Genomic DNA, 23,105 nt, shown 5'->3' on the forward strand with positions numbered 1-23,105 from the left:
TATAATGGGTCAGCGACTTACTTTCAGTGGCAAGCTTAACCGATAGGGGAGGCGTAGCGAAAGCGAGTCTGAACAGGGCGTTCAGTCGCTGGGAGTAGACCCGAAACCGAGCGATCTATCCATGGCCAGGTTGAAGGTGCCGTAACAGGTACTGGAGGACCGAACCCACTCCCGTTGAAAAGGTAGGGGATGAGCTGTGGATAGGAGTGAAAGGCTAATCAAGCTCGGAGATAGCTGGTTCTCCTCGAAAGCTATTTAGGTAGCGCCTCGTGTATCACTCCTAGGGGTAGAGCACTGTTATGGCTAGGGGGCCCTGACCGGCTTACCAACCCATTGCAAACTCCGAATACTAGGAAGTGCGAGCACGGGAGACAGACAGCGGGTGCTAACGTCCGTTGTCAAAAGGGAAACAACCCAGACCGCCAGCTAAGGTCCCCAAGTTGTGGCTCAGTGGGAAACGATGTGGGAAGGCACAGACAGCCAGGAGGTTGGCTTAGAAGCAGCCATCCTTTAAAGAAAGCGTAATAGCTCACTGGTCGAGTCGGCCTGCGCGGAAGATTCAACGGGGCTTAAGCCACACACCGAAGCTGCGGACTTGAAGCAATTCAAGTGGTAGAGGAGCGTTCTGTACGCCTGTGAAGGTGAACTGGAAAGTTTGCTGGAGGTATCAGAAGTGCGAATGCTGACATAAGTAACGACAAGACGGGTGAAAAACCCGTCCGCCGAAAGCCCAAGGTTTCCTGCGCAACGTTAATCGGCGCAGGGTTAGTCGGCCCCTAAGGCGAGGCAGAAATGCGTAGTCGATGGGAAACAGGTCAATATTCCTGTACCGGCACTAACTGCGATGGGAGGACGGAGAAGGCTAGGACAGCAACCTATTGGATGGTTGTTTAAGCGTTTAGGTGGGATTCTTAGGCAAATCCGGGAATCTGTTAACACTGAGGCGTGATGACGAGGTACTACGGTACTGAAGTGTTTGATGCCATGCTTCCAAGAAAAGTCCCTAAGCTTCAGGTTAGTGCTGACCGTACCCCAAACCGACACAGGTGGGCTGGATGAGAATTCCAAGGCGCTTGAGAGAACTCGGATGAAGGAACTAGGCAAAATGGTACCGTAACTTCGGGAGAAGGTACGCCCGCGCAAGCGGGCCGCAGAGACCAGGCCGCTGCGACTGTTTATCAAAAACACAGCACTCTGCAAACTCGAAAGAGGACGTATAGGGTGTGACGCCTGCCCGGTGCCGGAAGGTTAATTGATGGGGTTAGCGCAAGCGAAGCTCTTGATCGAAGCCCCGGTAAACGGCGGCCGTAACTATAACGGTCCTAAGGTAGCGAAATTCCTTGTCGGGTAAGTTCCGACCTGCACGAATGGCGTAACGATGGCGGCACTGTCTCCATCCGAGACTCAGTGAAATTGAAATCGCTGTGAAGATGCAGTGTACCCGCGGCTAGACGGAAAGACCCCGTGAACCTTTACTATAGCTTTGTATTGAACTTTGAACCTACTTGTGTAGGATAGGTGGGAGACTATGAAACTGGAACGCCAGTTCTGGTGGAGTCGTCCTTGAAATACCACCCTGGTATGTTCGGAGTTCTAACCCAGGCATCACAATGCCGGGGACAATACATGGTGGGTAGTTTGACTGGGGCGGTCTCCTCCTAAAGAGTAACGGAGGAGCGCGAAGGTGTGCTAATCACGGTCGGAAATCGTGAGGTTTGTGTAAAGGCATAAGCACGCTTGACTGCGAGACAGACAAGTCGAGCAGGTACGAAAGTAGGTCTTAGTGATCCGGTGGCTCTGCATGGAAGGGCCATCGCTCAACGGATAAAAGGTACTCCGGGGATAACAGGCTGATTCCTCCCAAGAGTCCATATCGACGGGGGAGTTTGGCACCTCGATGTCGGCTCATCACATCCTGGGGCTGAAGCAGGTCCCAAGGGTATGGCTGTTCGCCATTTAAAGTGGTACGCGAGCTGGGTTCAGAACGTCGTGAGACAGTTCGGTCCCTATCTGCCGTGGGCGTTGGAGATTTGAGGGAAGCTGACCTTAGTACGAGAGGACCGGGTTGGACGAACCTCTGGTGTTCCTGTTGTCACGCCAGTGGCATTGCAGGGTAGCTATGTTCGGACGGGATAACCGCTGAAAGCATCTAAGCGGGAAGCCCCTCCCAAGATGAGATCTCCCTGACTCCTTGAGGGTCCTAAAGGGCCGTTGGAGACTACGACGTTGATAGGCTGGGTGTGGAAGTGCAGTAATGTATGTAGCTAACCAGTACTAATTGCCCGTGAGGCTTGATCCTATAACCCAAAACGGTCTACTAGAGATGTATGAATCGAAGACAGGCAACTGTCAGACCTCAGTTATTAAGTATCCCTGATATTTTTCCAGATTAGGTCGAGAAGACTACGGCAGATGAGCGCACAAACGCCCTCACTGACCCATAAACCTTCCCAACCTTGCCAGTTTGCTTGGTGTCCATAGAGCTGTGGAACCACCTGATCCCATCCCGAACTCAGAAGTGAAACGCAGCATCGCCGATGGTAGTGTGGGGTCTCCCCATGTGAGAGTAGGTCAACGCCAAGCATCATTCCTAAAAGCCCCGTTAACGGTTTCCGTTGCGGGGCTTTTTTTATGCCTATCGTTTACCAAACTTTAGCGTAAGCCACGTAACATCCACAGCCCGCCCGCCAGAAATACCAACAAAGGCAATGTCGCTGCCAGTAACGCTGGAATGCCATATACAATCCCCACGCTGGCAAACAGTCGATTGAACAGGAAGAACACAATTCCGATCAGAATTCCAATAAACACCCGCTGTCCCGATCCAGCATTGCGTTGAAAACTAAACACAAACGGTGCGGCAATAATCAACATCACCAGCGTGGACAGCGGTGTGGTGAAATGCTGCCAAAACGCTTGTTCAAACCGTTCACTGCTCAAATCATTTTCGCGCTGATGACGAATGAAGTCCGCTAATTCACTCGCCGCTAATTGATTCGGTTTAACCGCCGCAATCGCGAGTACCTGCTCTGGAATCAATCTGCTGACATGTTCTTGTGGCAAGCTTTCTTGTGCAACCCCATCGGTTTGAATGTGTTTACGGTTAATGTCATACAGCATCCAGCCGTCATTATCACGTTCTGCGCTTGCGGCATGGGTAATGCTGTCGATACGTCCCGCATCAGGGTTTACCTCGTAAATAGAGACACCTTCCAGTTTTTTTTCTGACCACAGCTTGGCAATATTGAGAATACGGTTGCCATCTTTTACCCAAATGCCTTGATTGCCGATGGCGAGTTGTTTTTGCTGCATTCGTAATTTGAAGCTGCTGGCGCTGAGTTCCGTATGCGGTGCTACCCATTCACCTAGGATGAAGACCAATACCACCAAGACTAGCCCCAGTTTCAAGGTCATCATGACAATTTGTTTGATGGAAATACCCGCCGCTCGCATGGCCGTAAGTTCGCTATTGGCGGCAAGATTGCCTAAACCCAGCAAACTTCCAATCAAGGTCGCGGTAGGGAAATAGTCATACAAGACACGCGGAGTGCCGAGCAAAATGTAGTAAAGCGCTTGCAGATTACCGTATTGGGTTTCTGGGTTTACATCGCCGAATTCACCCAACAGTGCGAAAAATCGGTCAAGTAATGCCAGCGACAACCACGTAATAAGGATGCTCGACAAAACACTTTTCCACAGATAGCGTTCTAACAGATTCATGCAGGTTTTCCGTAATATTTGCGCAGTAGCCACAGAGCTAACCCCAGCACCAGCAGATGGATCCACCACAGACCGAGTAGTGGCGGGAAATCACCACGCGCTATCATGCCGCGCATTGTGCCAAGCACACTCGCGTAGACGGCATAAATCAAGATCGCCACCGCAATTTTGCTGTAGCGTCCCTGACGGGGAGCGGTGTAACTCAAGGGGAAAGCCAGTAACGCTAACAAGGGTGCGGAGAGAATAATAGCAATACGCCATTGAAATTCTGCTTGGGATTCATTGTCGGTTTGTTGCCATAATTCTAATGTGGGCATGGCAGCCAAACTATCCATTTCACCGCTATTTTTCAGCGGAATGCGAATGCTGTGTTCCCCAAAGCGAATCACCGTCATTCCCCCTTGTTCGGGATTAGATTCGTAGCGGTAGCCATCGCTGATTTGCAATACCCGTTCGCCGCTGCCGGAATCAATGAACAGTACCGCTGATTTTGCCCAAATAAGCACTTCACTGCTGCCGCTTTGCACGCGGATGAAAAAGCGTTCCATCACGGTGCGGCTCGCGTCGATACTTTCGGCAAGCGCGGTGTAATTGCGTTCGGCTGAACCGGAACTAACGAATTCACCGGGGGGAATACCAGCCGCTTCTGGGCGTTCACTGATTTCGCTGCGTAATTTTGCGGTATTACTTTCCAACCAAGGTGAAGCAAAGATAACCAGTAACGCCAGTACTAAGGTGAGTGGCAATACAAAGCTAAAAATGGCACGGTAAAAGTGACGTGGAGCAACGCCTGCTGCGCGTAATGCCGACATTTCCGAGTCACGATACAAACGGCTGAAAGCTAACATCATCCCAATCAGCAAGGCGACAGGAATCAGACGAATCAGTTGTTTTAGTGAGCCGTACCCCAACAAGCTCCCAACCAAATCGGTAGGTAAGTTGCCGGTGCTGGCATCTGCCAGCAAGCGCACGAACGTATTGCCAACAATAATCAGCGTTAACACCAACAATGTGGCAGCAAAACTGAGGGCGATTTCTTTGAACAGGTAGCGATTAATAATACTCATGGGTACTCAGACACCCGATTTACACCAAATGCGCCAACTGTATGTCAACATGGCTAAAGTTGCACTGACGGCGATGAGTATTTGTAATGCAAACGCTTGCGGATAATACGTATCTAACCTAAATAGCATGAGCGCAAACAGTAAAAATAAACCCGCCAGTAAACGTTGCCCCGCCAGTGTCGCCGTGCTCGTCCAGTGGCTGGCTAATTTCCAACCTGCCCAAGCAGAAAGCCAGCCGAATGCCGCACCTGCGGCAACATCCATTGGCCAATGTGCGCCAACCGCCATCCGACTTGCACCGACTAGCAATGCTAGACCAAAGAAACCCATGCCTAAGCGCTTGTGTTGCGTTACCAATGTAATCACGCCCGCCAGCACAAATGCGGCGGTGGTATGTCCAGAGGGAAAGCTGAAATTGTGCAGTTCGAGACTGCCGATGAAATGCACGTGTTCACCCAGCGTTACCATGGGGCGATCCATTGCCACCCATAGTTTGAGTGGACGGGTAATGCCCGTCGCAATCAACCCAGCAAGTAGGCCAGCCGCTAATAGTTGCGGGTAACGTAGCGCTAATACACTCAATAACGTCAAGGAAACCAGTGAGTCGCCCAAAATCGTCACATTTGCCCAAAAGCCATCAGGCAATACCCGAAACACCTGATTCAGGCCATCAAATACCAGCAGATTGAGGTCAAACAGGGCGAGGGTTGCCGCCAATAGTGTCATGATCAGAATGGGAACGGCGACCGTTTCGGCTTCATCTCTCATGGTTTAACGAGCCGTTTGGCTAACACCAATCCGCCCTGACGAAACACCACCACGTATTCCTCGTCAGGTTGCAGATGCCCGTCTTTAGAGAACACGTATTCCCCCGGTTGTGGCGCTCGTTTCGGGGTAATGGCTTGGCGGTAAACGGTAAAACTGGGCATATTCACACCATCCATTACCACCGTTGAACCCATAATGTGGTGACGAGCAAAACGTGCGGCATCTTTCACCGCGCTTTGCTGGGTATACGCCACCACGGGAATCAACACACTGACCAAAAATAAGGTTTGCAATACTGCCACGCCAAGCAAGCGCCAATAATTTTGCACCCTAGGCCAGAACAGCAAGGCAAGTAAGGCGAACAAGTAAATCCCTGCTGCTGCACGGTAGGTTGTTCCGGTTACTTTTTGCGATTGCGCTAACAAACCTTGCCAATACGGTGAGGGATTATCAGCCACAGCGGTTGCCAATAATTCCGGCAAAAACAGCAATAACCCCGCGACTAGCGTAGCAGGCAACACCGTTAACCAACGCTGCGGATTTGCCCCCGTGTGTTGTGCCAGCAACAGCAATAATGGCGTAATGCCATACAACAAATAATGCGGCAATTGCGTGCTGGAAAATGAGAACAACACCAAGACCAATACAAACCACACGCCAAGAAAACGTGAAAGCTGATCACTTGCTGGAAATAACGCCCATTTCTTCCCCAGCAACTGCACCAGCAAGCCACCAAATGGCATAATAATGAACGGTAACGCCACCAAGTAATACCACAGATGCCCGCCGTGTCCTTCCATCGTATCCGCAAAACGGCTGACATTGTGTTTCAGAAAAAAACCGTCAATGAATGCCTGCCCTTGTGCCAAATATTCGAGGATATACCAAGGTGCAGCGACCGCCAGAAACACGCTTAACCCATAAGGATGGAAAACCGTTTGCAACCAGCGCCGCCATTGCCCATTGCTCAGATACAAAAATGCACTCACCAGAAAAGGAATCGCTACCGCAATCGGCCCTTTACACAAAAAGCCCAAGCCTAGCCAGAAAAATACCCGGAAATGCCGCATCCGCGTTGGCTGTTCCCAATAGCGCCAAATATCGAACAGTGCCAGCGTGATTAATAAATTAAGTACCGCATCCGCCGTCGCCGCTCGCCCAATAATCACGATCATCGCAGAGGTCGCCACCATCACCGCCGCGAGTATGGCTTGCTGACGCGGCATCCGAGGTTTCGCGAAATAATAAGTTGCGATGACCCACGCACTAGCGGCTAACGCGGAAGGCAAACGCAATGCCCATTCGTGCAAGCCGAATGCGGAAACACTCAGCGCTTGCAGCCAATAAATCAGAATGGGCTTGTCAAAACGCGGCTCACCATTCAAAAAGGTGGTAATGAAATCACCACGCTGAAGCATTTCCCACGTTGCTGCACTGAATGCGCCTTCGTCAAGATCGAACAGCGCGGGTGTTCCCAACTGCCAAAAAAATGCCAGAATGACCAACGGTAGCAGGAAGCCATCCCCACTGTGTAGCAGCCAATGCCGCAGGCTTGCCGCGATGCGCATCAGCTAGGTTTGTGCCAGCCGTATTCCGGCTCAGCTTTGCGCGGTGGACGAATAACGTAGGCATTGCGGCTGGACGATTCAAAATAAATGCGTGCCAGCAATTCCGCAATAATACCCGTGGTCATGAATTGGATGGACGTGATAACCAACATGACACCCGCCATTAATAACGGGCGACCCCCAATGTCATTGCCCATAATGAATTTGTCGATGCCCAACCAAGTGAGAATCAGCGTGCCGAGCAATGCGAACACCAGCCCAATCGTGCCAAACAAATGCCCAGGACGTGCGCGGAAACGCATAAAAAACCACATAAATAGCAAGTCGATAATGACGCGGAACGTGCGGGAAATGCCGTATTTCGATTCGCCGCTTAAGCGCTCTTTATGGTTGACGACACGCTCACCAATCCGCGAAGACGGTACAGCGGTGGCAACCCACGCGGGAATGAAGCGGTGCATTTCCCCGTAGAGACGCACTTTTTCCATGACCGAGGCGCGGTATACTTTGAGGCTGCATCCGTAATCGTGCAGGTAAACCCCCGTCACTTTGCGGATTAACCGGTTGGCAATGCGCGAGGGAATTTTACGCATCACCAGCGTGTCTTTGCGATTTTTGCGCCAGCCAACCAACAAGTCGAGGTCACGTTCCTGCAATTCTTCGATCATGCCGGGGATGTCGGCGGGGTCGTTTTGCAAGTCGCCATCCAGCGTGACGAGGATTGTGCCGCGTGCCTGGTCGATACCGGCTTGCATGGCGGCAGTTTGCCCGAAGTTGCGTTGCAGCTCGACAACGTGGATATGATTACCAAATTTTTCAGCGGCTTCACGCAAGCGTCTGAGGGTTTGGTCGGAACTCCCGTCGTCAACTAATACCAGTTCCCACGGGTGTTCAAAGTTGGCTAAGGCTTGGCTGACATGTTCCACCAAGGGCATGACGTTACCTTCTTCATTATAGAACGGCACGATGATACTGATACTGTCGTTAGAATTTGTCATTAAACTACGATCTGCTTCGACTACAATTGAGCTGAATTATACTTGAAAGCGAGTGCATGATGACAGAACAAAGCAATATATCCGGGCAACGTTGGCATCTGGCTTTATCTTGGCTGGTGTTGGTGCTGTTTGTGGCGGGCGTACAGTATTGGATTGGTTGGCAAAGCGTATTAACGCCTTGGGCAGGTTTTAGTTGGACGCAAGGGGTAATTGCCTTGGCGCTGCTGATCTTGAGTTATGCGTTGCGGGCGTGGCGTATGTACGATTATTTCCCACAATTTTTGAGCGGGCAGTGGTTGCAAACCTGGCGGCTGATGTTAATCCATAACGCGATGAATAATGTGTTGCCCGCCCGAATGGGTGAGTTGAGTTTTCCGGTATTAATGCGCCGTTATTTTGGGGTGGGGTATGCGCATTCGGTATCGTCATTGCTGTGGTTTCGAGCGCTGGATTTGCATACGATTTTGGCGTTTGCGGTATTTCCGCTGATGATTTCGACACGCTTGCGGGTGTTGGCGTGGCCGTTGTTGTTTATTTGGATGTCGTTGCCGATTTGGGCGTATTTGTTGCGTAATCAGTTAGGCGTGCGCTTGGCAGGCAAGGATGGCGGCTTCAGTGTTTTTATGCAGAAAGCCTTGCACGGTTTGCCGAACAGTTGGTGGGCGTTTTGGCGGAGTTGGGCAATGACTTGGGCAAACTGGGTGGTGAAATTGCTGACCTTGGCGTGGTTGTTGAGCCAGTTTGTGCCGGATGTGAACTGGAATTTATTGTTGACCAGTGTGGTCACGGGGGAATTGACCAGTGTGTTGCCGATTCATGCGCCCGGTGGTTTTGGCACGTATGAGGCGGGGGTCATCGCGCCGTTATCACGCATGGTTGATGCTAAAGTCGCGCTGACGGCGGCGGTGAATTTGCACTTGTTTGTGTTGGGCGCTTCCTTAATCGGGGCATTAATCGGTTGGTTGATTCCGTTAAAAGCGAAAACCTAATGTTGCAACGTCATAGCGGGTTTGCCTTGCTGTTGCTCCTCTTGGGGATAACAGCGTATCGGGCGTGGGTGGTGGCGACCAATGGGCTGAATCTGTACGTGGATGAGGCGCAATATTGGTATTGGGCGCAACAATTGGATTGGGGCTACTATTCCAAACCGCCGGTGATTGCGGCGCTGATTGCGGCAACCACTGGCGTGTGTGGGGACAGTGAATTCTGTGTGCGTTCGGGGAGTTTGCTGCTGTACCCCTTGAGTGCGTGGCTGTTGTTTTTGCTGACACGTAAGCTGTTTAATGCCCAAGTAGCATTGTTGGCGGCGGCACTGTTTATCACGCTGCCTGCGGTAAGTTTGTCTTCTACGCTGATTTCAACCGATGTGGCGCTGTTCTTTTTTTGGACGTTGGCGTTGTATGCATTCGTGTTTGCGTTGGATAGCGATGCGTGGGACGACTGGATATTGCTCGGTGTTGCCCTAGGATTGGGCATGTTGAGTAAATACACCATGGGTATTTTTCTAGTGTCGGCGTTGGTGTACGTGGTGGTGGCACGACGCTTTGATTTATTGCGCAATCCGCGTGCTTGGTTGGCGGTTGGGGTGATGCTGCTGATCTTTGCGCCGAATGTGTGGTGGAATTGGCAGCACGGGTTTCCCACTTTCCAACACACGGCAGACATTGCCGCAGGCAGTACGCAAGGCGCGTTGCATTGGGATGAGTTCGCGGAATTTTTCGGCGGGCAATTTGGGGTTTTTGGTGTATTGTTGTTTCCGCTGTTGTTGTGGGTTATTGGGCGGGGGCAAGTGGCGCATAAAACCTTGTTGATGAGTTTTGCTTTGCCATTTTTGCTGATTATTATGGCGCAAGCGTTATTCGGGCGAGCCAATGCGAATTGGGCAGCGCCGACTTACGTGGCGGCAACGGTGTTAATGGCGGCGTGGTTGTACGCTAAGTGGAAAACCGTGACGGCGGTGTTGGTATTGAATCTGGCGCTGGGTTTGCTGGTTTATCACCCGATGCCGCTTAATCAGTTGTTGAATACCGATTTGCACAAACGTCTGAAAGGTTGGGAGGTGATCGGGGCGCAATACCGTGAGCTTCAGCAAGATTACCCTGATGCGCTGTTATTAGCCGACGGGCGCGATGTATTGAGCAGTCTGGCTTACTATGCCAAACCGGAAGGCTTGCGCGGGGTCAGTTGGAATCCGCAACACCAGATGCGTCATCATTATGATTTGGTGACACGGTTGGATGACAAGCAAGGGCAAGATTTTTTGCTGGTGACGGCGAATAATTTGCCAGCAAGCATAGAACCGTATTTCGAGAGCGTGCAGCCCGTTGGTCAGTTGCAAGCTGTCATCCATTTGTCATGGAAACTCCATTATAATGTGTACTTATTGAAAAATTTCAGAGGGCTACGTACACCGTGAACGTTTGGCAGCGTTATCCGCGCATCTGGCAATGGTTTAATACTGTCGTGGCTTCAACGGTGGTGTTTTGGTTATCCGATTGGGATTTGCAGATTGCGCAATCGTTTCGGCGGGCTGATCACTGGCTGTTGGATTATTTTCCGTTGTGGAAAATACTGTTTTATGATGGTGTGAAAATCATCGCAATGGTTGTGTTATTTGGCAGCCTGTTGGCAATACTGATTGGCAGTTTGCGGCAGCAATACCGGCTACGGCTGGCGGCAATTTACGTGTTACTGGTGTTTTTATTGGGGCCGGGCTTGTTGGTGAATACGGTGTTCAAAGATCATTGGGGCAGGCCGCGTCCGGTGCAGGTGGCTGAATTAGGCGGGCAGGAACGTTATGTGCCACCGGGCTATTTCGTCGCGAATGGGGAGGGGCGTTCGTTCCCCAGTGGGCATAGCTCGATTGGGTTTGCGTTTGTGGCGTTCTGGTTTTTGTGGCGTGAGCGCAAGCCGCAGTGGGCGCGGCTGGCATTGGCATTCAGTGTGACGCTAGGTGCAGTGATCGGGGTAACGCGCATGGCAGCAGGGGGGCATTTCCTTTCCGACGTGATGTGGTCGGCGTGGGTGGTGCTGTTTGCTGCGTGGTTGTTGTACTACCCACTCATGCGCATGGCGGAGCGTGATCCGCTCGATAAGGCTTAGCTGTTTCCGGGCTGCACGTCGATGCGGGTGATTTCACCGTCGGCGTCGATGTGGATGAATAACTGAACCGGGTTGCAGCACACTTGGCAATCTTCGTAATAATCCTGACTGCCTGCGGTATGGTCGATCTCGATACCAAAATCCGAATGGCAGTAAGGGCAGGTGATGTCGGCATAGGTGATAGCCTGCGACATGGTAATTAATCCTCCAAAAACAATTGCATAACCACATTTAGGAATTGCCAGCCGGTCGCTGTTGGGCGGATGTGGTCGCCGTTAAATTCCAGCAAACCGCGCTGCAATGCCTGCTCCAGCCCCGCCTTGAGGTGATCGGTCGCCAGACCCGTGCGCTCAGTAAACAGGCTTAGGGGAAACCCTTCCCGCAACCGCAATGCATTCAGCATGAATTCAAAGCTTAAATCCGCCGGGGTAAGCGTTTGCTCGCCGCTGCGTGATTTGCCCTGCATGGCTTGCTGCGTGTAGTCGGCAGGTTGGCGGTGGTTGTGGTAGCGGGTAATCGTGCCGTGCGCGGGGTGGGTTATTTTCCCGTGTGCACCTGCACCGATCGCTAGATAATCACCGAATTCCCAGTAGTTTCTGTTGTGCCGACATTCATAGCCCGGTCTGGCGTAGGCGGAAACTTCATATTGAGTATACCATGACGATTTGATGAATTGTTGCCCCGCCTCCTGAATTTCCGCGACCAAATCATCGTCCGGCAAGGGCGGCGGTTGTTGGTAAAATAAGGTGTTGGGTTCGAGTGTCAGTTGATACCAAGACAAATGCGTGGGTTGCAGGGCAATCGCTTGTTGTAAGTCGTCGAGTGCTTCTGCCAAGGTTTGTTTATGCAAACCGAACATTAAATCCAGATTGAAATTGTCGAATCCGGCAGTACGCGCAATGTCGGCAGCGCGTAAGGCTTCGTCACGGTTGTGGACACGCCCTAGGGCTTGCAAGTGCTGCGCGTTGAAACTTTGGATGCCGACCGATAAGCGATTAATGCCCGCTTCACGAAACCCTCGGAATTTTTCCTGTTCAAATGTGCCGGGATTGGCTTCCAGCGTGACTTCGATATTGGGGCGAAACGGGAGTAGGGCGCGAATGCCGCAGAGGAGTTCGTCGATACTTTCCGCTGAAAATAGGCTGGGTGTGCCGCCGCCGATGAAGATGGATTCGAGCTTGCGTCCCCAGATGTGGGGGAGTTCGTTGGCAAGGTTGGTGAGCAAAGCCTGTACGTAGGCTTTTTCCGGCAAGCCGCTGGGGGCTGTGTGGGAATTGAAGTCGCAATACGGACATTTGCGGATGCACCAAGGGATGTGGATGTAGAGGGATAGGGGGATGTGGGTCATAGCGCGTCCATTGATTTACGGCGGTAGGCTTGGTCGTGATGGTTAAGATTTTCTGGGTGGCGTAATTCCAGTAATCCCTCACTGACCATTTGGCTAACGTAGCGGTTTCGCAGATTGCGGGCATCCCGTTTGAGTAAATCGGCTAATTGGTGCATGGGTAAAAAGCCATACGCGCAAAGTTGCAAAATGATGTTGCGCATGTCAGATGCTGATAGCCGTTTGTTTTGCCGAGCGGGTTCAGCAATAGCCGACAATATGGTCGGCAGCGTGGTCTCATTGAGCACTGGGGTGGTCTCATTAGTCACCGGGGTGGTCTCATTGACAGGAGAGCTTGTATCATTGTCGTTTGATATTTGTTCATTTGGCGGCAAACGATAACGTGTTCCGCGCCCTGTGCCTGATACGATCAACATGCCTTTTTGCACCAGTCCACGTAACATCTGGGTAATATCAACCCGATGCAACGGCAACATTTCTTGTAGGCGTTGGTTGGAAATTTGTTCTTCCTGAGCCGTTATGACCAGTGTTTGGACTTCCTCTTGATTTAGCTGCCGGAAGGTTTCGCCAAACTGTAGCGCCAGTTGTTCCAGTGTTTCCGTGGATAGGATGCTGAGCATGGACAGGATGAGGTATACCCGGTCAGGTCTGAGCGTTTCGCGCAATGCTGGTGCTTGCCACTGTCGCGTTGCCCAGCCACGGCGGATTTTGTCGAGACCAGAACCGGCTTTGTCGCCCGCTCCGAGCATTTGAAACATTTTTTGTAAGGCTTTGTTGCGGCATTCGCTTGTTCCACCCAAAAGTAATTGTTCGCGTGATACGAGTAAGCTACCGGGATTCGCAAATTCAAAACGGTCGGGGTAACACTCCACCACAATACCCCCCATGCCTGCGTAGTCGGCATGAATGATGGCATTGACCAAGGCTTCTTGCAGGGCTTCGTGGACTTCTGTACCGGCTTGCCGATAGCCTTCTTTGTCGCGCCGAAAAGGATTTTTCAGGTTGGGGTTGGTGCTGAGTTTTAGAATAATCCGCTGGTAAAATTGAAATAAATTGGCTTCCCATTTGCCATCTGGGTATACACGGTCTGACCAGCGCATGGCGGGGTCATCCAATACCCGTTCGCGGTAATCGACATGAAAGCCGGGGATCGCAGCCGGATCGGTAATGGCTTCGTGTTTGCCAAACATCAGTAGCCCTGCCAGCGTTAGCCCTTCTTGTCCACTGGCGCGGTCGCGTCGCCACCCGCCTAGCTTTGTCAGCAAGCCAAGATCATCCTCTTCCAACCACGCATGGTATGGGTCACGCGACGCAAAGCGGTTGCGGAATTGGCGAATGGAATCTTTATCGAGATCATTCCAGCCAAAGTGTTGCAAAATGCGACTGTCGGCGGGTTCGCTGGATTGGTCGGCAAACATGCGCCGCACTTCGTCCTCGCTGCAACGGTAATCACCCTCATGGTAGCGGCGGTAAGTACCGAATAAGGGATTTTGACCAATGTAAACAGGCTTTTGGGTGCGGCTGGCAGGTGGCACGTGAATGCGGATAACAACTTTGCTTGCGTCGGGTAAGGGGATTAGGGAAACATCCCCGTTGCTCAATAGGTTGATGCTGACTTTGCCACGGTTATTGAGGGTGTTCCAGAAATCGGTACGTAGCTTTTCCGCAGCGGCAATGGGCAGACCGTGAATATCCAAACTGTCTGCATCGGTTTGGGTAATGCCTAGGTAAAGCGTGCCGCCGCCGGTGTTGGCAAAACCGCTATAGGTTTCCCACAAGGTGCTGGGCAAGCCACCTTTGGCACTTTTGTATTCGACATCTGCGCCTTCAAAGTAGGAGAATTCTTCAAACAGGGTGAGTTGGTGTTGGGGCATGGTTTAACCTGTTTGCGGGCGTTGCATAATCACCTTGAACTGGTTGCCTGCGCGGTCGTCAATGAATTGGATAAAGGCGTAATGCTCTAATGCACGTGGGATGCCGCTGCCTAAACCACGATAAGGCATTTGCCGGGTAGCGTGCGAGGCAATGATCGGATTACGCATATTCGATAAGCCAAAGCGGATTTGCTCAATGGTTAAATGGTTGGGCAAATGACCGGGGCTGATGATTTCCACGCGATCGGTAAACATCAGGATGCGGATGGGGGCGGAAATGAAGTAATCACGGTGTATCAGCGCGTTGACTAGCACTTCCTGCAAGGCGATTTCAGGGATTTCGAGTTTACCGAGGCTGTTTACACCTTGCCCTGCTTGCAAGCGGTGCAAGTTACGGGTGATGAAGGATAGGGCGCGTTCGTATTGGTTGATGAGTGGGCCTTCGATGTCTTCGCTATCACGATAATGTTGCGAGGCGATGTTTGTGCCGTCGATGTAGACCGCTTTAACCATGAATACGGGGCGAAATTGCTGGGGATTTTGACCAAATAGCAGCAAGCCTGCCAGATTCAGTTCGCCATCTTTGCCCAGTTTCAGGCTACGAATGACTTGATCCAGCGGCAAATTGAGTTCATCCAGTGTTTTGCCGTAGCGGTGCTGGATGTAGTTGCCCAATAGCAGGCTGTGTAAATCTTTGCTGCTGCTGTCTAGTATCAACGTTTCTTCGGCATACACCAAGCCACCTGCTTGAAACATGCGCTGAATTTCTTCGCGGGCAGTGACGTGACGTTTGTCTGCGCCTGCTTTTACCCAAATGCGTGCTTGGTTATCCATGTAGGGTTTATTCAAGCCTTCTGGCACGCTGACGACCATGATCATGCCTTGTTCGAGCGTCATGTTTTGCGTGGTGGGGTGCAGCGGCGGGCGCACATGTTGGGAGGCAGCGTTGGATAACAATTGATTCAGGCGGGCAATGTCTTCGCGGCTTAATCCGGTGACGTTGCCGCTATCTTCTACACCAATGATGAGATGCCCACCGCCGGTATTGGCGAATGCCACGAGTTCAGCGGCGAAGGCATCGACGTTAGTGATGTTACGCTTGAACTGGTGCTGGCTGTCTTCGCCTTGGGCTAGGATGGTTTCAAGCTGTTGTGGGGTGAGTGTTGCCATTCTGTCGATACCTCGGTTATGCCCTGATTATAGGTGTTTTTTCACAATCGCCGCCTTCCGCGCTGCTGCGCCATCCATCACCGCCTGCGCCGCTTTAATCTTTTGCTCCAATACCGTAATTTCCGCAACAATCCGCTGCTGTGTTTTTAAATCAGGTACGGGTATTTTGAATTCTTCTAATTGAGATTTGGTAATAGCCTCTCTGGTTGAGCTACCTGATGCTATATTAAGTAATTCTTTTTTAATGGCTGGGCTAATTAAAATATGATGGAGATATTGCGGTAGTATTTCTTTTGTTGGACGAATAATAGCAACATGTTGATTTACTCGTGCAGGTAAGTACTTTTTATCAATAACATAGCATCTAGCAACAGACGCACCTGTAATGTTAAACAATACATCGTTTTCTTCTACTATGACATTTTCTAATAATTTTGCTTGTTCATCGTCGATAAAAGCTAATCCTTCCTCTTTGAAACGATCATCATAAATATTTTGACTTCTAATTAAGCTGATGCCATGTTTTTTGTAAGACGACTCGCCACCTCTTGGTGTAGCTCCACTGCCAATTTTGGATGTCACTTCATAAAGTTTCAATAGTGGTGCAGAAACTTTACTGATGATTGAATCAATTTCATTATTGGATGTATCAATGATTGATTTTGAAGAAAATACTTCAGAATCTACTGTTTCACATTCTTTTACTATCTTTTCTTGAGTCGGTATTGGCGGCACTGGTATTTTTATGTCGTCGAATGTTCTTGTGGTTATTGAGTCAAATTTACTGCCGTAAGCATTGAGTTTGAACTGTTCAATTTCTTGTTTGAGAACATAGTAAAGGAAATCATTGGTAATAGTATTTTTAGCTCTCAAACCATAACAAGACTGATTGAAGGTCATAGGTTTTGATAACTGCGCTAATGCGCCAACTGTGCCACGCGCTGAAATTATTAGATCATTAGTTTGCAGGTATTTTGTGCTGCTATTTTTTAATCCTTCTTCTGTAATGGTTTTTTCTGTTGTATGCACATAGCGTTCATCTGAATTAAAATCCACAACACTTAACCAAGGTATATCACCGTTCCAATAACTCGCGTTTTTGGTATCAGGTGTACCACCTCCAATAATTTCGATCAAATCAGAAAGTTTCTTGATTGACCATTGTGTTTCAATTTTGTAAGTGTTTTTAGGTGTTAAGCTGAACTGTTTGTTGAAGTCGGTGCGGGTGAAATCGAGCATGTCGACCAAGCGGGCAGGGGTGATGAATGCTTGTAGGTGGTCGGGGATGTTGTCGAGCGATTCGCCTAAAAAGGCGCGTTCGATGTAGTGGTTGATTTTGTCAGGGTTGCGCGGATTGTCTTCGTCGTAAAGCGGGGTGAGGTGTTTGCCCGCTGCGTCGATCATGAGTTTGATGCCTTCATTGCCTTTGGCATTGCTCCATTCATACCCCAAAAAGTTTTTGGCTTCTTTGGTGTCAGAGGGGCTTTTGACTATCACAACTTTATTGGGGTTGATCGTGGCTAATACAAAATAATAAAGTTTTTCCTTTTCAATACCCTGAATGTAAGCCATCAGTTTTTTACGCATTTCAATCGCTTGATCAATCACATTCAGGTCTTTGAAAGACTTCTGTTTCTTGCGTTGTACCGTACTAGTAAGATTATCAAAGGCTTTGCGGTATTCGGCAAACATTTCGACTTGCATCAGCTCCTTATTCGCTTCACCTTCGGTTTCGCCCATTAATAGCGTTTTATAATCGTTTAGTTCAACCCCGATATGACGGCAATATTTTTGAATGAAATGCTCATCCTGAAAAATACCTTGGCGTTGCTGTTCATTGGTGTCATCGGGTTTGGTGAACCACTGATTCACCCGATTACGGTAATGATCAGCAGGTTGCGGCTGGGCTGCTTTGCGGCGTAAAAACAGTGTTACCGTATTTGTTCCTGTTTTGCCAAACGTACCCGACCCAAATTCACAGATAGCAATAATATCAAAATACTTCAGCAGAATTTCACGGGTAGCAATGTAAGTAGAATCCGCGTTCGACAAAATGGAAGATGGGACAATAATCCCCGCTACGCCATCTCCAGCCAGTAATTGCTTGGCACGTTCAATGAAAAACGTTTCGATAGAATTGTTATTTGCCGTATTTTGTACGGTATTCGTTAATGAATAGCCTTCGCGTTCCTCTTCACTCAAGGTTTCCAAGAAACCTTTGACGCTGTAAGGCGGGTTGGCTACCAATACCGAATAACTGTTTTTCGGTGTATGTGCCAATTTTGATAATGCATCCGCATAGGTGATTTTGATGTTATCTTGCCCATACATGAACGCGGATACTTTGGCGACCTTTGACAGGCGGTATTCTTTCTCAATCCCCTCAATCTCACGGTAAAAATCACCAATATCACCTTTTTGGTGTTGTTCGACGTAAGGCTGCATTTGCGTTGCCAATTCATTTAAGAAATGCCCCGCTCCACACGCATAGTCCAAACACTTGGGCGGATGTTGATTGTCAAGAATCACTTTTTCCAACGGCAAGCACGCAATGATGAAGCGAGTAATGGGCATGGGTGTGAAGAATTGCCCTTCGCTTTGCTTAATGCCTTGGTCAAGGAAGATCTCGAACATATCGCCGAGAAACTGATTGCGGGTTTCACCTTTGATTCGGGTGTCCTGAAATAAGCGCACAATGTCACGCAATACTGCCGCATTTTGGTAGAACAGGTTTTCATTGTGAACTTCGATAAAAGCAAAATCATTGTTGGTAAAATATTTTAGCTCTTTAAAGTATTCCTTGATTTTGTTTTTAGTCGCATCTTCATCACCTAAATATGCCCAGAAAGCACTGTCAATTTCCTTATTGCCAATATAGGTGATTTTCTCATCTAAAAACCGATCCATGCCTTCTTTATACAACAACTGTAAACGGTCTTGCAGGTCAAACGGTGAATCGTAAGCGACACCTTTCCAATAAAACTTCAGGTCTTCGGCATTATTGGTTTCATCTACCACCTTGCATAAAAACAAGTTGATGAGTTTATCAAACGCATTTTCACGCCCCGATACATTGTATTTGCGCAAAATAGTAGCGAACGCATGGTGTTTGCCTTGGGTATCCTTGCTGGAAATGCGTTTTAAATCATTGACGGTGAAATTCTTTTTGCCGATTTCATACGGGGGAATGTCCGCTTCAAACAAGCCTTGCGTGGCGTAGTCCAGCAAATAGGTTTCTTTCCATGCTTTGAAACGTTCGGTGCGATCTTGTGCGGCTTGGTAACTGAGCGGTTTTTGGTGTTTACGTTCTTCGAGCAGTTTTTCATTATCGCGTAGCGTGATGATGTGGCTGTCATAAACTACCTCATCATCCAGCCAGTCGGCAGCGTACAGGCATAAGAACGCGGCACTGGGTTCTTGTTGAGCATAACCAAATAACTGGTCGCCATCTTCCAGTGTTTTTTTCCAATGTTTATTGAATTCACTGCCTGCATTTTTGCATTCAATGATCAATAATGCCTTGCCTGTGTTATCGCGTACTAGAATGTCAGCACGTCCACCGCTTGCCCCATGCCCTAGCTTCCACTTGGGTTCTAGCTCGATGTGTTCAGGTTTGTAACCTTTTTCCAGCAGGCGGCAAACGCATTCAAACACCACAAAATTCTCATGAGACGAAAAATTGCAGGTTTGACGTTCGTTGATACTCAAGCCCTGTGCTTCGGGGTAGATGAGTTGTTGCTGGTTAAAATCAACACTCAGCTTGCTGTCAAACGCGGCAAAATGTTTGGTGTAGAAGGCATTTTTTGCTTGAAAACCGAGCGCGATCAGGACACTTTGAAAATTATCTTTGGTAATCATGTATGCTTTATTTCTTAACTATAAATGTCGCTGACAGCGAGCGTAAAACCGGGTAAGAATGCCATTTCAGGCAAATGATCTTCACCCCGCAACAACACCGAATCGGTCACAGAGGTAAATACCTGCAAAGTCTTATTGCGAGGGTTGGCGAACCACACTTGCAAGACACCGATAGAAAAATACTCTTCCAGCTTGTCCGCCATATCGACCCACGAATCACGCGGTGACAAGACTTCCACAACCAATTCCGGCGCAACATCCAGATACGATTTGGATTGCACTTGCAGTAAACGTTCGTGTGATATGAATAGCACATCAGCCGCACGGATGCTGTCAGGGTTACGGCGGATGAATATACCGACCTCGCCCGTCATGACTTTGCCCAGTTTGTGCTGGCGCAAAAAGCTTTTGAGGTGAAAGGCAATGTCGCTTTCTGTTTCGCCGTGTTCATGTTCATGTGTCGCGGCAGACATGGTATCAACTCGCAGTAGTGGTGTGCTTTGATTGTAGCGGATACTGCCCGCTTTGACACGCTAACCCGAACCCCGCAGAATCTACCGCCAAGATTCATCACGAAAAGGCAGCCGTATGTGGAAAACCTTCCTCGCTATCGCCATTGGCGCAGCACTCGGCGCATGGTTACGCTGGTTGCTGGGCTTGAAGCTCAACACGTTGTTGCCGCATCTGGCGGTGGGTACGCTGACTGCGAATCTGTTGGGGGCGTATATCATCGGCTTGGCGATTGCGTTTTTCACCAGCATGAATCTGTCACCGGAATGGAAGCTGCTGATCATTACCGGCTTTTGCGGCAGTTTGACGACGTTTTCGACGTTTTCGGCGGAGGTGATGTTGTTGTTCCAGAACGGGCGTATGGCATGGGCAGCGGGGGTTATTAGCGTGCACGTGATCGGTTCGTTGCTCATGACGCTGGCAGGTATGGCAACATGGCAGTGGTTACGAACCTCTTAAGGTGAAACAATAGCGCTATGCAACGTGCCTACCACATTCTCAACAACACCTATGGCTATACCGATTTTCGCCTGAATCAGCGCGATATTATCGGCTCATTGCTGCAAGACCACGATGTTCTCGCGCTCATGCCGACGGGCGGCGGTAAATCGCTGTGTTACCAGATTCCGGCGTTGGTGCGCGATGGCGTGGGCATTATCGTGTCGCCGCTGATTGCGTTGATGCAGGATCAGGTCGATGCCTTGCTGCAACTCGGTATCCGTGCCGCTTACCTCAATTCCACGCTCAACTACGGTGCGGTGCAGCGGGTAGAACGCGAATTGCTGGCGGGTGAAATCGACCTGCTCTACGTTGCACCCGAACGTTTGCTCAGCGAAAAAATGCTGCCCTTGCTGGAACGTTTGCACACCACCATCGGTATCAGCCTGTTCGCTATCGACGAAGCACATTGTGTGTCGCAATGGGGGCATGATTTCCGACCGGAATACCAGCAATTGTCGATGCTGGCAGAACGTTTCCCCGGTGTGCCGCGCATTGCGCTGACGGCGACGGCGGATCAGCGTACTCGTCAGGAAATCATTGAGCAGTTGCGCCTGCAACGCGCCGATATTTACGTCAACAGTTTTGACCGCCCCAATATCCACTACACCATCCAGCAGGGGCAGCAGGCGCGGCAACAATTGTGGCAGTTTATCGACGCGCATCATTCGCAGGATGCGGGGATTGTTTACTGCCTGTCGCGCAAAAAGGTCGAAGATACCGCCGCGTGGCTGGCGCAACAGGGGCGCACCGCCTTGCCGTATCATGCGGGGATGGATGCGGATACGCGCCGTCATCATCAGCAACGTTTCCTGCGCGAAGATGGCGTGATCATCGTTGCCACCATCGCCTTCGGCATGGGGATTGATAAGCCGGATGTGCGTTTCGTGGCGCATTTGAGCTTGCCGAAAAGCATCGAAGCCTATTATCAGGAAACCGGGCGGGCGGGGCGTGACGGTTTGCCCGCGAATGCGTGGATGTCGTATGGCCTGCAAGATGTCATCACTTTGCGCCAGATGATGCTGGAATCCACCGCCAGCGAGCAGCAAAAGCGCATCGAACACCACAAGCTGCAAGCGATGTTGGGCTTGTGCGAAATGACCACCTGCCGCCGCCAAGCCTTGTTGAGCTACTTCGGTGAACCGACCCCGCAACCGTGTGGCAATTGCGATAATTGCCGGAATCCGCCGGAAGTGTGGGAAGCAGCGGTGGCGGCGCAAAAAGCCTTGTCGTGCGTGTACCGCACCGGGCAGCGTTTCGGGGTGAATTACATTATCGAGGTGTTGCTGGGCAAGGATGATGAGCGCATCCGCCAGTTTCGCCACGAACAGCTTTCCACCTTTGGGATTGGTAAGGAGCATTCGGAGGCGGAATGGCGCAATATTTTCCGCCAACTGATTGCGCTGGGGTATTTGACGGTGGATGTGGACGGGCATGGCGGTTTGCGTTTGACCGATAACGCCCGCCCGTTATTGCGCGGGGAAATTGAGCTGCATTTGCGCAAAGAGCAGAAGCGCGAACGGGTGCGGCGTGATCGTGTGCGGGGTGATCCTGTCGCCAAACCTCGGTTTAATCGCGATACCATGCCCATTGAGGTGGAAGCCTTGTGGGAAGCTTTGCGTGCGCTGCGCCTACGCTTGTCACAGGAACAGGGTGTGCCGCCGTATGTCATTTTCCACGATTCCACCTTGCTGCAAATGGCGGATGAACGCCCGCAAACGCTGGAGGCGATGCGGGGTATTGCGGGGATAGGGGAGCGTAAGTTGGCGCAGTATGGGCAGGCGTTTTTGGATGTGGTGTTGGGGGCGTGAAGAAAATCCCCCTCAATCCCCCTTTTGCAAAGGGGGAGGCTGGAAAGCACCGTGCTATACTGAATACCATGAATCAGCGTTGAAAGGGTGAATGCTATGTCTTTGATACTGCGACAAGAATTTGATGATGTACTGAATCCGTTTGGCAAAAATGCGGCAGAGTTTTTCTTGGCTGCTAGTTTGTATCATGCCCACAAGATTAGCTTTTCAGCGGCGGCGGCGTTGGCGAACCTTGGTTTTGATGAATTCCTCTACCGTTTGCGGGAGCATTTCGATACGGGGTTTTTCGTTGCCGATGAGGTGGTCGAGGAAGATTTGCAGACTGTGGCACGTTTGTTGATGATGGGTGCATGATGCGGGTAGTGTCTAATGCCAGTCCGTTGATTTTTCTGTCCAAGCTGGGCGAATTGGAATTGTTGACGCATTGTTTTGCTGAAATCAGTATTCCGCAGGCAGTGCGTGCAGAAGTGGGGGATTTGTCTTTGCCCGCGTTTGTGCAGGTACAAACCATTTCCGAGTTTGGTAAGCATTATGTGGCGGGTTCTATCGGCACGCTTCATGCGGGCGAGTTGGAGGCAATGGTGTTGGCGCAGGAAACGGCGGCGGATTTTGTGCTGCTGGATGATTTACGCGCCCGCCAGAAAGCCAAACGCATGGGGTTGAACATGATCGGTACGCTGGGTGTGTTGCAGTTAGCTCATGCGCAAGGGCTGATTGGGCGTGACAAGTTGTTGGCGCATTATGACGCGCTGGTGAATCAGCATGGCATGTGGTTGTCTGACAAGATGCTCCAGCAGCTTAAGAGCGTTTGATCAG

The 23,105-nt window shown here is 50.4% G+C and carries 18 protein-coding genes and 2 rRNA genes (1 of these 20 only partly in view); 9 read left to right on the forward strand and 11 right to left on the reverse strand.

Going from position 1 to position 23,105, the window contains the following annotated elements; all coding sequences use genetic code 11:
- Positions 1–2,299: ribosomal RNA gene (locus HMY34_RS14170) — 23S ribosomal RNA — on the forward strand (it extends 533 nt beyond the left edge of the window).
- A 168-nt stretch (positions 2,300–2,467) separates the two neighbouring features.
- Positions 2,468–2,583, forward strand: a 5S ribosomal RNA gene (gene rrf, locus HMY34_RS14175).
- 69 nt (positions 2,584–2,652) lie between these two features.
- On the opposite strand, the gene lptG is transcribed toward rrf, so the two are convergent.
- The 5 genes from lptG to HMY34_RS14200 are packed head-to-tail and all read right to left on the reverse strand — an operon-like array spanning position 2,653 to position 8,121.
- Positions 2,653–3,720, reverse strand: coding sequence for an LPS export ABC transporter permease LptG (gene lptG, locus HMY34_RS14180; RefSeq protein ID WP_202716104.1), 1,068 nt, complete (start codon positions 3,718–3,720; stop codon positions 2,653–2,655).
- Positions 3,717–4,787, reverse strand: a complete 1,071-nt coding sequence (lptF, locus tag HMY34_RS14185) for an LPS export ABC transporter permease LptF (RefSeq protein ID WP_202716105.1) — start codon at positions 4,785–4,787, stop codon at positions 3,717–3,719. The genes lptG and lptF overlap by 4 nt, the downstream gene beginning before the upstream one ends.
- Positions 4,788–4,793: 6 nt before the next feature.
- Positions 4,794–5,555, reverse strand: coding sequence for a phosphatase PAP2 family protein (locus tag HMY34_RS14190; RefSeq protein WP_202716106.1), 762 nt, complete (start codon positions 5,553–5,555; stop codon positions 4,794–4,796).
- Positions 5,552–7,123 (reverse strand): ArnT family glycosyltransferase, encoded by a 1,572-nt coding sequence (locus HMY34_RS14195; RefSeq protein WP_202716107.1) that lies wholly within the window; start codon positions 7,121–7,123, stop codon positions 5,552–5,554. The genes HMY34_RS14190 and HMY34_RS14195 overlap by 4 nt, the downstream gene beginning before the upstream one ends.
- Positions 7,123–8,121 carry a glycosyltransferase family 2 protein gene (locus tag HMY34_RS14200; protein ID WP_202716108.1) on the reverse strand — a complete coding sequence of 333 codons (999 nt, stop codon included), beginning with the start codon at positions 8,119–8,121 and terminating at the stop codon, positions 7,123–7,125. The genes HMY34_RS14195 and HMY34_RS14200 overlap by 1 nt, the downstream gene beginning before the upstream one ends.
- A 56-nt stretch (positions 8,122–8,177) precedes the next feature.
- Here HMY34_RS14200 and HMY34_RS14205 point away from each other — a divergent pair, with 56 nt between their 5' ends.
- The 3 genes from HMY34_RS14205 to HMY34_RS14215 are packed head-to-tail and all read left to right on the forward strand — an operon-like array spanning position 8,178 to position 11,223.
- A complete protein-coding gene (locus tag HMY34_RS14205) occupies positions 8,178–9,110 on the forward strand; it encodes a lysylphosphatidylglycerol synthase transmembrane domain-containing protein (RefSeq protein WP_202716109.1) in 933 nt (310 codons plus the stop codon).
- Positions 9,110–10,537 carry an ArnT family glycosyltransferase gene (locus HMY34_RS14210; RefSeq protein WP_202716110.1) on the forward strand — a complete coding sequence of 476 codons (1,428 nt, stop codon included), beginning with the start codon at positions 9,110–9,112 and terminating at the stop codon, positions 10,535–10,537. Before HMY34_RS14205 ends, HMY34_RS14210 begins: the two co-directional genes overlap by 1 nt.
- Positions 10,534–11,223, forward strand: a complete 690-nt coding sequence (locus tag HMY34_RS14215) for a phosphatase PAP2 family protein (RefSeq protein WP_202716111.1) — start codon at positions 10,534–10,536, stop codon at positions 11,221–11,223. Before HMY34_RS14210 ends, HMY34_RS14215 begins: the two co-directional genes overlap by 4 nt.
- On the opposite strand, the gene HMY34_RS14220 is transcribed toward HMY34_RS14215, so the two are convergent.
- From HMY34_RS14220 to HMY34_RS14245, 6 genes are all read right to left on the reverse strand, one after another.
- Complete coding sequence (locus tag HMY34_RS14220; RefSeq protein ID WP_202716112.1) at positions 11,220–11,417, reverse strand: CPXCG motif-containing cysteine-rich protein; 198 nt, start codon at positions 11,415–11,417, stop codon at positions 11,220–11,222. The genes HMY34_RS14215 and HMY34_RS14220 overlap by 4 nt on opposite strands.
- Positions 11,418–11,422: 5 nt before the next feature.
- Positions 11,423–12,571: a radical SAM family heme chaperone HemW gene (gene hemW / locus HMY34_RS14225; protein ID WP_202716113.1), complete on the reverse strand. Its 1,149-nt coding sequence runs from the start codon at positions 12,569–12,571 to the stop codon at positions 11,423–11,425.
- Positions 12,568–14,442: an RNA/DNA-binding domain-containing protein gene (locus HMY34_RS14230; RefSeq protein WP_202716114.1), complete on the reverse strand. Its 1,875-nt coding sequence runs from the start codon at positions 14,440–14,442 to the stop codon at positions 12,568–12,570. The genes hemW and HMY34_RS14230 overlap by 4 nt, the downstream gene beginning before the upstream one ends.
- A 3-nt stretch (positions 14,443–14,445) precedes the next feature.
- Complete coding sequence (locus HMY34_RS14235) at positions 14,446–15,612, reverse strand: RNA-binding domain-containing protein (RefSeq protein WP_202716115.1); 1,167 nt, start codon at positions 15,610–15,612, stop codon at positions 14,446–14,448.
- A 27-nt stretch (positions 15,613–15,639) separates the two neighbouring features.
- Positions 15,640–19,320, reverse strand: a complete 3,681-nt coding sequence (locus tag HMY34_RS14240) for a restriction endonuclease subunit S (RefSeq protein WP_228287867.1) — start codon at positions 19,318–19,320, stop codon at positions 15,640–15,642.
- A 164-nt stretch (positions 19,321–19,484) separates the two neighbouring features.
- The gene (locus tag HMY34_RS14245; protein WP_202716117.1) at positions 19,485–19,943 is read right to left on the reverse strand and encodes a Uma2 family endonuclease; all 459 of its coding nucleotides are present in this window, start codon (positions 19,941–19,943) and stop codon (positions 19,485–19,487) included.
- Between the two features lie 115 nt (positions 19,944–20,058).
- Here HMY34_RS14245 and crcB point away from each other — a divergent pair, with 115 nt between their 5' ends.
- The 4 genes from crcB to HMY34_RS14265 all read left to right on the forward strand — a co-directional run bounded on the left by crcB (position 20,059) and on the right by HMY34_RS14265 (position 23,101).
- The gene (crcB, locus tag HMY34_RS14250) at positions 20,059–20,439 is read left to right on the forward strand and encodes a fluoride efflux transporter CrcB (RefSeq protein ID WP_202716118.1); all 381 of its coding nucleotides are present in this window, start codon (positions 20,059–20,061) and stop codon (positions 20,437–20,439) included.
- A 17-nt stretch (positions 20,440–20,456) separates the two neighbouring features.
- Positions 20,457–22,289 (forward strand): DNA helicase RecQ, encoded by a 1,833-nt coding sequence (recQ, locus tag HMY34_RS14255; RefSeq protein WP_202716119.1) that lies wholly within the window; start codon positions 20,457–20,459, stop codon positions 22,287–22,289.
- 96 nt (positions 22,290–22,385) lie between these two features.
- The gene (locus HMY34_RS14260; protein ID WP_202716120.1) at positions 22,386–22,643 is read left to right on the forward strand and encodes a hypothetical protein; all 258 of its coding nucleotides are present in this window, start codon (positions 22,386–22,388) and stop codon (positions 22,641–22,643) included.
- Positions 22,644–22,651: 8 nt separating this feature from the next.
- Positions 22,652–23,101 carry a PIN domain-containing protein gene (locus HMY34_RS14265; protein ID WP_202716121.1) on the forward strand — a complete coding sequence of 150 codons (450 nt, stop codon included), beginning with the start codon at positions 22,652–22,654 and terminating at the stop codon, positions 23,099–23,101.
- Positions 23,102–23,105: the final 4 nt, after the last annotated feature.

The organism is Thiothrix subterranea (assembly GCF_016772315.1).
Classification (GTDB): Bacteria; Pseudomonadota; Gammaproteobacteria; order Thiotrichales; family Thiotrichaceae; genus Thiothrix; species Thiothrix subterranea.